At 61.3% G+C, this 13,003-nt stretch carries 8 protein-coding genes and 1 rRNA gene; 8 read left to right on the top strand and 1 reads right to left on the bottom strand.

The features are described 5' to 3' along the window. Positions 1 to 95: 95 nt before the first annotated feature. From Q7S96_04820 to Q7S96_04795, 6 genes are all read left to right on the top strand, one after another. The gene (locus Q7S96_04820; GenBank protein MDO8463558.1) at positions 96 to 335 is read left to right on the top strand and encodes a hypothetical protein; all 240 of its coding nucleotides are present in this window, start codon (positions 96 to 98) and stop codon (positions 333 to 335) included. Positions 336 to 475: 140 nt separating this feature from the next. After that, positions 476 to 1,621: a hypothetical protein gene (locus Q7S96_04815; protein MDO8463557.1), complete on the top strand. Its 1,146-nt coding sequence runs from the start codon at positions 476 to 478 to the stop codon at positions 1,619 to 1,621. A gap of 813 nt (positions 1,622 to 2,434) precedes the next feature. Continuing rightward, positions 2,435 to 2,767, top strand: coding sequence for a TraR/DksA family transcriptional regulator (locus Q7S96_04810; GenBank protein MDO8463556.1), 333 nt, complete (start codon positions 2,435 to 2,437; stop codon positions 2,765 to 2,767). A 21-nt stretch (positions 2,768 to 2,788) separates the two neighbouring features. After that, entirely contained in the window at positions 2,789 to 3,283 is a 495-nt protein-coding gene (locus tag Q7S96_04805) for a signal peptidase II (GenBank protein MDO8463555.1), read from the top strand. 68 nt (positions 3,284 to 3,351) lie between these two features. After that, positions 3,352 to 4,818, top strand: coding sequence for a hypothetical protein (locus Q7S96_04800; protein ID MDO8463554.1), 1,467 nt, complete (start codon positions 3,352 to 3,354; stop codon positions 4,816 to 4,818). A 41-nt stretch (positions 4,819 to 4,859) separates the two neighbouring features. Then, complete coding sequence (locus Q7S96_04795; GenBank protein ID MDO8463553.1) at positions 4,860 to 6,392, top strand: hypothetical protein; 1,533 nt, start codon at positions 4,860 to 4,862, stop codon at positions 6,390 to 6,392. Between the two features lie 44 nt (positions 6,393 to 6,436). Here Q7S96_04795 and Q7S96_04790 read toward each other — a convergent pair whose 3' ends face one another. Continuing rightward, complete coding sequence (locus Q7S96_04790; GenBank protein MDO8463552.1) at positions 6,437 to 7,891, bottom strand: hypothetical protein; 1,455 nt, start codon at positions 7,889 to 7,891, stop codon at positions 6,437 to 6,439. A 166-nt stretch (positions 7,892 to 8,057) separates the two neighbouring features. Here Q7S96_04790 and Q7S96_04785 point away from each other — a divergent pair, with 166 nt between their 5' ends. Continuing rightward, the gene (locus Q7S96_04785; GenBank protein ID MDO8463551.1) at positions 8,058 to 10,361 is read left to right on the top strand and encodes a hypothetical protein; all 2,304 of its coding nucleotides are present in this window, start codon (positions 8,058 to 8,060) and stop codon (positions 10,359 to 10,361) included. 545 nt (positions 10,362 to 10,906) lie between these two features. Next, a 23S ribosomal RNA gene (locus Q7S96_04780) occupies positions 10,907 to 13,003 on the top strand; the annotation flags it as partial.

Genomic DNA, 13,003 nt, shown 5'->3' with positions numbered 1-13,003 from the left:
TCATCTTGAGGGGGAGCGAGAGGGGGTGCGCTCGGTTGACAGGATCACATGCGCATGCGAGGATCAAAGCAGTTCGTTCGTTGTGGAGGTGCATCATGGACGAGAAGAAGAGCGAGCTGGAGATGCGGTGCGAATCGGCGGCATTGCGGGCGCTCATCGCTGCCTATGAGAAGGAGGCCGGAGAACTGCGCAGGAGCATTGGTAGTGCACGAGCGGATCTCACGAAGCTCGAGGAGCAGTGTCCCCATCCTGGGGTCGAGCGCGTCGGTGGGTACGTCGTGCCCGGTCAGTCGTGCGCTATCTGCGGGTTCGAGATGCTCTACGTGGGCGATTGATCGAGGATGATTGTCCAGACCGGCGCATTGGTCGTCACGATCATGAGCGGTGCCCCACCATGGAGCACCGCTTTCTCGTGACGCGTGCATGCGGTATGGTGCTTGGGAGATATATGACATGGTCATGGCACTCACGAAACATGAAGAGGGCGGTGTTCGCGCTCGTGCTCGCGTGCGCTGCGCTTGCTATCGGCACCACCCAGTGGCATCGAGTGTTCCCGTATCGCGATCACATCGCACCGCACGTGTCCGCACGCGCTGCGGTGTACGCGCATGCGCATCTCACCCCGCGGGTCCGGAGCGCGCTCCAGGATCACCTCGCGGTACTCGTGGGTGGGGATGATGCCACGCTCCTCGCGCAGATCATCGGGGACCCGTCGGTGGAGGAGGTTGGTGTGGAGTTGGGAACGGACAGCGCGACGATTTTCCTATGGGGCCCTACGGTTGGTATTGCACCAATCGTACCAAAAGACCCCGTATTCATTGGGCAAACACCGATCATCGTGCGTGATCTCCGCGGCGAGGTTAGTCGTGAGCTTGGTCCTCCGCATGTCCGCCCACTCAACGTAGTTGTCCGTACACCAGAGTTGTTCAGTGTGCTCGGCATCCAAGCAGATGGGTACGGAGGTATCCCCGAGACGATCGCGCTCCAGGGAACCATCACGCGCGACGGCGTACTCCTTCGTACTGCCGATCTTGCGCAACCATTTCCGCGCGGCCGTATCATCACCGTGTCGGCTCCGCTCACCTACGGCTCGCTCGTCGCGAGCGGCGTGCCACTGCGTATGATGCCGGAGCCGTTCTCCTCCTTCCTCGCGACGCAGCAGTTCGTAGACGTGTACGCGAACTGGCGGGAGCAGTCCATTGCGGTGCGCGCGGATACCGCGAATATCACGAGCGATGCGCTCTCGCGCGCCGCTGCGATGATTGCACCCGCGCTGCGCCCCGCGCTCCTCGACGGGTTCGTCACGCAGGTGGCAACCGCGGATGCATCGGCGATCACCGTCGAGCGTGACGGCACGACCATGATCGCGTATGACGCGCAGCACGCTCCCGTGCTCGCGCTGCGAGCAGACGCGGATGGCGTGCTCGTCTCCAACCGACCGGAGCTCGTCACGAGCAGCGAGCAATCGCTCCTCCGTCTCCCGCGCTCGTGTTCGATGCGTGGAAGCGATGCGATGACATTCCAGGCAATGGTTCATCCACAGGTCGTTGTTCTTGGCATGTTTTATGCATCGCTCAGCGAAGTATCTATCTGTGGATTGATTGAACCAAGGAATGAATAATGCGCTCTGTTGAGCGGAGCGATCTTGTTGATAACAAAATGTTTTTTTGCAGTGGATAATCGAAAGTAGCTCAAGCAATCGTGGTTGATTTCCAAGTGTCGCAGCAACGAGCTTCCATTTTTTTTGTTGCAACACAGCGAAAATGATATTTTTTGACCCATTATATTGCTCGATTGACTGTAATCCGTTCGCTTGGTATATTGGATAAGTACGAAGGGGAAACACATGTAGGGATCTCCCTGGGAGAGTCCGAGTGAGGCGAATTGCTTCAGTCGGTATGTCATGTTCGGTGCTCGCTCATCGGGAGTTCCTTCCGCTCTACTGTTCCTCATACCGGCCCGAATGCTGAATAGGGCCAAGTGTTGGTAAACCAAAAGCACAACGGGTGTAGTCCCTCGTTTCAACTTGTGGCCACCCAGCGAATGGTTGAGCGGCGCACTTCTCAGCAAAGTGCAAGAACGATATTGGTACGTGCTCGTTTCCGCGGATCGGTGCCTCGGCTGGGTTCATCCGAGCCAGCGATCCGCGGACACAGCCAAGGCCAATGATCGTCAAGAGGCGCAGGATTGTGCTGAAATCATTACCGCTATCAAAACGGCGGCGCACATCCAAGCGCCTCTTTCTTTTTGCGCCATTTTTCCGTACTGGACGGTCCCTCTGCGAGTCGCTATGCTAGAAATCTCACAGCACTTGTTGTGAGTGGGTCCTCCACGTCATTTTGAGGGGGTGGGATGGGGATGGGTGGTTTCGCATGTTCCCTCCGAAGCTGGTGCGGGAGCACCAAGGATGGATATGCACGCAACAGCAACTGCTATGGATACGGGGCTCCTGAAGACGATTGAGGAAAGATTGCTTACGCGGAAGCAAGAACTCGAACTCGAGCTCAAACGCTACGGGAAGTTTGAGGACTTTGGTCGCGGTGAGGATGAGAACGCCGCAGAAATTGCGACGTACTCGGACAACCTGTCCCTCGGGCAGGCACTGGACCACGCGCTCCGCGATGTGAACAATGCGCTCTCGCGCATCGCCGCGGGCACGTACGGGATGTGCCGATACTGCAACGAGCAGATTCCAGAGAAGCGACTGATCGCGCGTCCAACCTCCAGCTCCTGCGTGCGCTGCAAGACGGAGAAGAAGGGAGGATAAACGTAGAACGATGAACGCAGAATGCAGAACGTAAGATGGGGAACTGAGAAAAGGATGGTTGCGTGCGGGTTGATTGCTGTCGCCATTGCCACGGATGTCGTGTTGAAGATGGTCGCACGTCAGATGCTCCCCGTGGGGGAGCATTTTGCGTGGGGGACGCGCGCGGGGTGGGTGGGGTTTATGCCGAGCACGAATGAGGTCCTCGCGTTCTCGCTGCCGATCCCGAATGCGGTCATTTGGCCGGTGGGCGTTGCGGTTGTCATTGCGCTCATTGTCCACGCGGTGCGGCGTCGCATGGCGACGGGACGATTTGATGTGCTGCTCCTCGCCGTCATCCTCGGTGCGATCTCCAATCTCACTGAGCGCATTGCTCTCGGCGGAGTGACGGATTATCTCAGCGTCACAAGCATGTTCCCCGCGTTTAACATCGCAGACCTCCTCATCATTGGTGGTGTGATTGGGTGGTGGTTTGCGTCGTATTTCCAAGCATGCAATGACCCTCGGAGAGGGGTTTGACATCGGTAGGGAGCCGTGGTACGGTGCAGCCGTGCTCTTTGCACAATCGAGTAAACCTGGAGGAAGCAATGGAAGATGGATTCGAGCCGATTCGTGCGTTGATTCGGGAGTGCCTCGAGTACCCGGGAGTTACGCAGGATCAGATCAAGGAGCTCCTGCATCTCAAGTACGCCACGATCGTGCACGGGTGGTTGCACCGCGGGACGAAGCACAAACGCCAGAAAGAGTGGCCCGGCATGCAGGACAAGGTGCAACGGTATCGTGACCGACTCCTGCGCGACCTGAAGCGGCACGGGCCGCTTCCGGAGGACTGCGATCGTGCCTGGCAAGAGCACTGCTCGGCGTTCCTCGATCGCGAGCGGATGTCCGCGGAGAGGTTCGCAGAGCATTGCGGCGTGCCCGACTATCAGGTGCGACGATGGCAGCGTTTCGGTGAGGTGCCGGGTGATCGTCAGCGTGCGCGCGTGGAGGAGTTGACGGTCTACGCGTTCGAGCCGCGGTACATCCTGCGAGCGGTGGAATGCGCACGGATGCGATTCCTTAGTCCGCTTCCCCGTCCGCTCGACGACATCGGTGATCGGGCCGTGCTCGCGGGTGTCCTGCGTGCGATTCGTGATGGCGCGGGCCTCACGACCGAAATTTTCGCCCAGCAGGCGAACGTATCGAAGCTGCGCCTGGACGTGCTCATGTCCGGCGCGGCGGCAAAGGCGCGCATCCATCTCCGCGTGGAGAATATCGCGGACGTGCTCTGCGGCGTCGCCCACTACCTGACGCGCACTCCGTACGTGGAGATCAACGCACTGCACGATAACGGGTGCGCACGGGCACTGGAGATGATCAGGAATCGCCCGACGATGCCGAAGGCCTGGCAGATCATCCCCCGCGGTCGTGTTGCCTGGGTGCGCATCAGTCAGTTTTTGGGGGAGGGGACGCATCCGAACCTTCGGTACCGGTCAACGCAGGGTGAGCGCCTCGCGATTCTGCTCGTGCGTTTCTGCATTGCGTATGAGCAGTCCGGCGAGACACCGGTGACGGTCGCGCAGCACTCCGATCTCACGCAGAACTCGATCATGAGCTGGATTCGGGGGCGGGTGCTCCCGGGGCCGCAGCAGATCGAAGCGTTGCACAAGGCGATCGCGTGGCTGGAAGATGAAGACAAATCTGCGTCTCCGGTAGCCAACGCGCTCACCGAGGCATTGCCTCGCGCGCACGCGGCGGAGATTGGCGGGCCTCCCGCAAGAGTAGATGACGCGGTCGAGGTGCCCGACGACCACACGCCCACGGACGGTGCGTACGACATCCTCGTTGGCATCGCATCAATCATGCGCGGGCTCAAGCAGATGAGCCGCGCGGGTTGGAAACCGGACGCACGGGCGCGTCGCATCATCGTGACTACGATGCGAGATCTCGCTGCCATCGGCGAGTTGACCGATGCGGACATCGTGGGGCCGGAAGTGGTCCCCGAGGTCGCAGAGACGCTGCGTACCCTGCTCCCGTCGCTCACGACGGTACGCGATGCTCGCGGACGACGGTAGTTCGTCACAACCGAAAACCCTAAAGAAGGTGAGGAGTCGTCATGAAGGTATCACCGGTTCTCTTTCAAGCAACCGCCGAGCTGCTCGTTGGACCGCTCGGCGCAGAGCTGTACACCGATCCGGGCAAGTGCGTCGTGGAGATCATTCGGAATGCGATGGTGGCGTGCATGGGCGGCGGGACCCAGGAGCTCTGGGAGCCATCACGGATCCACGTTGAGCTCAGCATCGAGAAGCGGCACGCGTTCACGGGAGAGTCCGCGCTCGTCTGCTTTGACTCCGGCACCGGCTTCACGCAGGCCGATTTCGATCGGTTCTGCTCGCTCGGGGCGAAGCGTCGGGAAGGAAAGCGCGGGAGATACCGTGGCGCATCGGACAAGGGGATCGGTCGTACCGCAGCGTTCGCGCTGCGCCGCGATCGGTATAGCTACGACACGGGGTTCACCGTCTTCACGCGCACGTCGGTGTCCGGTCGTGTGACGTGCTGGCGCATCACGCCAACGGCGGCAACGACACCGCCGGGTGCGCTCCCGCAATCATTCGAGCCCGACGCGTTGGAGCTCGGTGCGTACGCGGGCCATCGCGGGCGATTCTCCTGCATCGTCGTGGACAACCCGGTCTTCGGGTCGCACAACGAGCTCCGAGATGCGGTTGCACCCTGGCTTCCACGCAAGCGTGATCGCTGCGGCACGCTCCTCATCGGCGGGAAGAAGTTCGTCCCGCCACCGCTCGTGTCCGCACTCGTGATCGCCGTGCCGGATACCGCCATCGAGGCCTACCTCGAGCGCGTTCCGGACCCCGCGAGCGAGCGGAGCGGCATCTGGCTCGTGGATGCAGAGACGGGGTTCCGTGTGGGATTCTGTCCGGCACTCGGTCGGCACCTGCCATACCCGCTCGGCCGTCCGGATCTCCGAGGCGACATCTTCGTCCCGGGACTCCTGGAACAGCAGGACACGTCGCGCAGCGGGCTGCACGATATGTTCCTCAGGGGGAAGGCATGGAGGAAGATCGCAGACCTCCTCCAGGCCGAGGTTGCCCCGCAGGCGCAGGCACTCCTCGAGGACGCCGATATCATGGCCGGATCGAAGGTGGCGGAGGTCATCACGCACGACATCCGCGCCGCGTTCGAGCATGCATGGGGGAAGGCAACCGCCTCGCCACCTATCCGCAATCCCGAGGGTTTGGGTGGTAATGGCGGAAGTGGTGGCGGTGGAAGTGGTGATGGCGGAAGTGGAGGCGGTGGAAGTGGAGGCGGCGGAAGTGGTGGAGGTGGCAGTCGTGACCGTAAGCAAGGCAGCCGCATCATTCCCCTGAACGTCGGCGACCAGACGTGGTTCTTTGGCTCCACGCGCGCAGCACCGCACGTCTTCGCGGTGATCGGCAATAGCGAGGATCACCTCATCCTTCTCAACACGTGCTACGGTATCTTGCCCACGGGAAAAGCCGCACTCCTCGAGCACCTCACGATGAGTATGCTCGCGGCGGTCGGACAGGCGCAGCACCCCTGGAACAGCGAAGAAGCGAGCGAGTTCGTCGGCAAGCATCGCCACGCACTCCTCGCGAAGCGCAAGGCATGAAAAGACCCCCCGGATCCCTTTGGGACCGGGGGGTTCTCTTGTGCCTACGGCTGCTCTCGCGGCGTGTAGAATACGTCGAGGAATGCAAGGATTTCTTCTTCACGGAGGAGCGTCTTCCATTCGTCCGGCAGGGGCTCCGTCGTCCGCGTGTAGCAGCTCGAGATGACGTTTCTCCCCATACTGCCTTTCCATGCGAGGTAGCGATCCACGAGGGCACGCGTGGGCAGTCCGACGACGGCGAGCATGAATTGCTTCCTCTGGAGACCATGCGCAGCGAGGATGCCGCTCGTATGTGCACACCGTTGGACTTTGCCGATGGTCGTGCGGAGCCATGTCTTCCCCGTTCGTGCCTCGTTGACCTGCGCACATCGCTCGATGAGTACGGCGGTGAGCTTGACCGCGAGGATGTCCTCCGGTGTGGGTTCGCGCAGCGGCTCATCGTCACCCGTTCCCGCATCCGAGGTCGGCTGCGTGGCACGCTCCGGTGCGGGTGCCTCCGCCACGCGTGCATCCTCCGGCAGCTCCTCCGGGAATAGCGGGAGTGCCGGGAGGTGCTCTGCGAGCGGAAGTTGTTCCGCGAGCTGTCCCATGGCGTGGAGACGCTCCCGGATTCGTGTTCCCTCCTTCTGGATGGGCTTCACGAGGTGCTGGACGGAGGATGCCGTGACTTCGAGCTGCGCGATGCGTGCCTCGAGCCATCCCAGCCGTGCGAGGCCATCGGCATCGAGCCGCCGCGTGCGCTGCTTCGCCTGGAGGACATCGCGCTCGCTGTGGTGGGCAGCCATGGCCTCGTCGATCTCGGCGATGCGATCATGCGCGTCCATGCACCACCGCTCGCGAGCGCGCGCAGCAGTTTCGAGTCGCATCTGCTCCAGGATACCGACGGGCGTATCTGCGCCGTGCGCCGCGGTGTGCATGCCGGCGATCGTGGACTGGAGCGCCTCGTGCGCACCCGCGATCGTCGCGGTGAGATGCGTGAGCCGCGCGATGCTCCCCGCCACCTGCGCCCCTTCATCGCGCATCGCCGCTGTGGTGCTCCGGAGACCGTCGAGCGCGAGCTGGTCACGCTCTGTGCGTTGCGCACGTTCGCGTTCGAGCGTCTGCGTCGTTGCAGCGTTGTCCTCATGCGCGGCGCGGAGCGACTGGGTGAGCGTGGTGATCTCGCGGAGGAGATCGTTGATGGCCACGGTGTCCTCCGCGCGTTGCGTCGGCACCGTGTGCTCGGCCTCCGGCTGCGCGCGGAGTGTGTGCTCGAGGTTTTCAAGTGCGGCGGCAAGCTCCGCGATCGCATCATCGAGCGGATCGCCTTTCGCGATGACCCAGAGGAGGCGATCGAAGCGTTTGGTGATCGCGTATGCTGCGCTCTCGCCCGAGAACTGATTTCCGACGAGCTCACGGAGCATGTCGCGCGCCACCATGAAGTCGCTGTAGGTGATGGTTCGTGTTGCGGTCTGCGCGGCAGTTGGTGGTTGCTGCGCGCCCTCATCGTGTCCGGTCATGGCACCTCCTCATCGTATTGGTGAAAGGACTGCGCATTCAGGATACCCCCGCGTGCGCTCCGTGTCAAGGGAGTCCATGGTAGCGAGGTTGACAGGGAAATACCGCCATGATACGGTGCGCGCGATAGGTATTGGTCTTTCACAATACAACGAAAGAGGAGGACGCATGCGGAATGTGACGAAGGAGCGGTGTGTGCATGCCGTGCTCACGCAGCTCGCGCCGTACTTCGATGCCGAGCGCGCCACGGTGGCGACGCTCGGTGGAGATGGTGTCGAGTGTCGCGTGTGGTCACGGCTCGGCATCCCCATCGGACACTGCTGGTTCATCGAGCGTGATCGTCGCAAGCAGCGCGCGCTCCTGCGCATGGAGCGCGGCGCGCATCACTACTGCGGCGATCTCGACGGGTTTCCGGCCATCTTCCGTGCGGCAGTTCCCGAGACGGGACTCGACGTGTTCCACTGGGATATCTGCCAGACGATGGAGTCGCACATCCAGGACCTCCACGCCGTCCTTCCGCTCATAATGGCGAGCACCTCGCGGGTACTCCTCATCACGAGCGCGGATCAACGGGTGCATCGCGTGCACCGTACGCGGGAGCACCTCCACGCGTGGTGGGAGATGCTCCTCGGTGCCACCGAGGCGGCGCGGTTCATCGCGCACCTCACCGCGAGCTACGCAGAGGTGCGCACGCGGGGTTGGTCGGAGGGCGATGAAGAACTCGCAGCGATGCGCGAGCTCAGCGTGTACCTCCACATCCTGCTCGTGAGCTGCGATGCGCAGCGCGGTCTCGACGCGCTCGCACGTTCGCACGATCCATCCACCGCGCGTCATGCCTTCCCAGACGGAAACATCCCCAAGGTGACCTTCCTTCCGGATGTGCTCGTGCGGTACGTGTACTACTCGCGCCACCACGAGACGCACCCGGGGTTCCGGATGCGTACGCTCGGGATGCGCCTCGGACAGCCCGAGGAGCCCCTGGTGCTCACGGACGCGGCTGCGGCACTCGCGCAGCTCGTCATGGCAACACCGCTCTCCATGATCGTTTCCGGAAAGCGGGGGCGATTGCAGCAGGTAACGGTTCGGGGAAATCCCGACGATGAGAAGAAAGAAGAGGAGGAAGTCATGAGTGCAGTTGCAGATGAGTTCCCAACATCCCGTGAGCAGAAGCGTACACTCGACGATCAGCAGGTCCGCGAGTGGCTCGTAGCTCGCGCGCAGCGGTTGATCCTTGGCAGTGACGCAAGGACCGCGGAAGGCATCGAGACCGTCGCCGGCAATGTCCTCAACGAGCTCGCGCGATTCGATCAGCTCGAATCCGCCGTCCAGCAAGCAGGCCTGCTCCTGGAGCAGGCAGAGGCCTCCGCCGCGCAGCTGATCAAGACCGCGCTCAATGGTGGTGCTCCCGCACCCCATGGGTCCGTCGAGATCGCTGCACTCGCGCCGCAGCAACCGTCGGACGCACCACTCGCTATCGGTGGGATCCGCAACCTCACGAAGGTGTCGCGCCAGAAGGCCGAGGATCGCCTCACCGTGATGGCGGCCAAGGGCGAAAAGCAGCTCAAGGACGAGTACGAGGCACTCAAGGCGGAGTTTGGTGTCGCCGTTCGTCCCGCGTCAAGGAAGTTCCTTCGCGCGTGCTACTCCAATGCGAAACGGACGGCCGCGCATGGCAAGGTACCGGATGGCACGCCACCCCCGCAGGGCGGTCGTGTCAAGGCGACGAAGCCCACGAGCGACCTCACTCCCGAGCAGATGGACGAGGTGCGGATGGACTGCGTCTTCGCCCTTGCGGAGAGCAGCAGCGCATACGAAGCACGGCGTGCGGCATGGGCCGCGCAGCACGGGTGCAGCGAGCGCTACATTGACATCCTCCTCCGGCGCACGCGCGGGAAGAAGTTCGCGGAGGAGTTCGTCGTACGGTGCTGTGCGCGGGTGAGTCACCAGAACCATCGTCAGCAGCTCGCACGTCGGCTCATCGCCGCGTACGCGAAGCACGCACCGCCGATCGCGTTCTCCGAGGATACCGTGCTCACGGACGCGAAGCGCAAGCACCAGCAGCTGCTCGCGTCAGAGAAGGCCGCACGGAAGCAGTCGGGAAACGGCGCGAAGCGGGAAGCAGTCGCACCTCCGAAGGCCCCCGCTGCCGCGCAGTCCGCTTTACTCGTCTGGGAAGATCGGTGTGCCATCCAGCTCGCGATGCTCGCCGCGCACGCAACGCGCGACAACGAGCAGATCAAGAAGGCGCGCCGCGATCTCGCCGCCAAGTACGAGACCGAGGAGGCGAACGTTCGTCTCGTCGAGGGTGTCGCGCTCGGCGAGCGTGCCATCGAGGAGGCGGTTGACATGCTCCGCACCACGCCCAAGCACTTGCGCCCGCAGCTCGCCCGCTCGCTCGTGGCTCTCCACAAGGAGATCGGCACCGAGCACTTCCCACAGAAGTCGGCGCGCCTGCTCAATCGGTTGCAGTAGCATCCGATGCATCGTCCCTCCGCTCACCACGAGCGGAGGGACCTCTTTTTACTGGCATTTTCTCCATATCGGTGAGGCCCTTGACAAGGTTTTGATGACCATCTACCTTGGAGATAGGTGATCGTAAATCATCTGAATCCTTTCCCCACCGCTCTGCGGTGTGGAATGCCATCCGCCGCATACATCGTGCGGCACCATCGGCAGGAACCTATGCAACGGAAGCTCGAAGTCATCATTCGCTCCCGTCCGTGAGTCCTCCTTGGTGCTTGTAGGAGTGACATCGCTGGGAGCCGGCGATGTTTTCGTTTCCCCGAGTCCGCGACGTTCGCAATTGGAATACGACGGTTCAGTAATGGACCTGCGCATTCCGGTTGTGACGGACGCACGTTCACAATCGAAGAGTGTTGAGTGCATCTTCCGCATGTTCGTGGTAGACGAACATGCATACACCATTGCATGAGAGGTTCTCAAAGTCGTCAGCGAAGCTACCGTTGACGCAATGGCGGAGCGCAGTGTCCGATGTTCGCATCGGCCGCATGTATTCCGTCGGGACAATTAAGGGCGTAGGGTGGATGCCTCGGCACCAGATGCCGATGAAGGACGTTGCAGGCAACGATATGCCTCGGGGAGCTGCCAAGCGAGCTATGATCCGGGGATTTCCGAATGGGGAAACCCGATATCGTGTTGAGCGATATCACCCACTGCGCAAGCAGCGGGAGGGCACCCGGTGAAGTGAAACATCTCAGTAACCGGAGGAAAAGAAAACAAGCATGCTCACTGCGTTCGCATAGCACGCACCATGCAAAACGACGAATGCGCAACAGAGGATTACTCCTCCGTTCTGCGTTCTGAGTTCTGCATTCTGCGTTTGCGAGCGTAGCGAGTCATGTCATTCCCTTCGTAGTGGCGAGCGAACGGGGAACAGCCCAAATTGCATGGAGCGCAATTGACCGGCCATCGTCGTACCGCAAGGTGCTTCGATCAGTAGGTTGATTGCACACGGGACGGTGATGCGCCATGCGAGGTTATGCGCCGGAGAGGTCGCGTGCGTCCAGCCACGCGGATTGGAGAATGCCCGTGAGGGCGTCTCCTCCTAGTCGAAGCTCCTGGAACGGAGCGCCAAAGCAGGTGATAGCCCTGTAGACGAAAGGAGGAGTATACCAATGCTCTCCGTGCGAAAGTAAGGCGGGACACGTGAAATCCCGTCGGAAATAGGGACGACTACGTTCCAAGGCTAAATACATCTGGTGACCGATAGTGAAGCAGTACCGTGAGGGAAAGGTGAAAAACAGCCCGGTGAGGGCAATGAAATACATCTGAAACCCTACGCTTACAAGGAATCGGAGCCCGTTGCTTTACCGCAGTGGGTGACGGTGTGCCTATTGAAGAATGAGCCAGTGAGTTCGTCGTTGTTGCTCGTCGAAGGCCTACGGGCCGAAGGCAGAGGGAAACCGAGTCTGAATAGGGCAACCGAATTGTTGTTTGCGCACGGACCATTGCGGTTCGTGCGCACGCAGCGATTCACGGCAGCTGCGACGAGACCCGAAACCGGGTGAGCTTGCCATGGGCAGGGTGAACCTTGAGTAAAATCAGGGGGAGGCCCGAACCCGTAGGTCGTGTAACGCCTTGGGATGACCTGTGGCAAGAGGAGAAATTCCAATCGAACTCGGTAATAGCTGGTTCTCCCCGAAATAGCTTTTGGGCTAGCGCGTCTGTGCCCCCTGGGGGTAGAGCTACTGATTGGAGCTTCCGGGAGCAATCCTAGGGCCTCCAACCAAACTCCGAATACCAGGCAAGGTATACAGACGTAGTCAGTACGTGGGGGCGAAGCTCCACGGCACAAAAGGGAAACAGCCCAGATCCCAATCTAAGGTCCTTAAATCTCGGCTCAGTGGGAAAGGAAGTGGGACGGCTCTGACAACCAGGAGGTTGGCTTAGAAGCAGCCACCCTTCAAAGAAAGCGTAACAGCTCACTGGTCAAGCTATCCTGCGCCGAAAATATACCGGGGCTAAGTCGAGTACCGAAGATGGGAATGGCATCGCTTCGGCGATGACCATGGTAGGGGAGCGTTCCTCGCTGCGTTGAAGCCGGACCCGCGAGGGCCGGTGGAGTGCAGGGAAGTGAGAATGCTGGCATGAGTAGCGACAAGGGAAGTGAGAACCTTCCCCACCGTAAGTCCAAGGTTTCCTGGGCAACGCAAATCGTCCCAGGGTGAGGCGGTCCTAAGGCGAGCCCTCGAGTTATTGGGGGATAGCTGATGGATAGCAGGTGAATATTCCTGCCCTTCCGACCGTGTTCCCGCTGCTGACGCATCGTAGTGGTCTTCGGGCCTTTTGGCTATAGGTCTGCTTTGCGGGTTCCCGCAGAGCGCAGGGCGAGTCGCAAGATGAGTCCAATGAAGACAAGAGCGGTGCCGAGAAAAGGCGGCGATTGATAGCGGTCGGAATCCGTACCGGAAACCGACACAGGTGGACGGGCACGATTGTGCCAAGGTGTACGGGAGAACCCTCGTTAAGGAACTCGGCAAAAAAGAGGCCGTAACTTCGGGATAAGGCCTGCCCCGTCGCAAGACGGGGTCGCAGCGAGCGATGCAAAGTGACTGTTTACCAAAAACACAGGTCCCTGCGAAGCCGAAAGGCAA

Source organism: bacterium (assembly GCA_030647005.1).
Classification (GTDB): Bacteria; Patescibacteriota; Patescibacteriia; order JACPHY01; family JACPHY01; genus JAUSKG01.
Note: the sequence above shows the minus strand (reverse complement) of the source record. Positions and strands in the feature narration are given on the sequence as shown.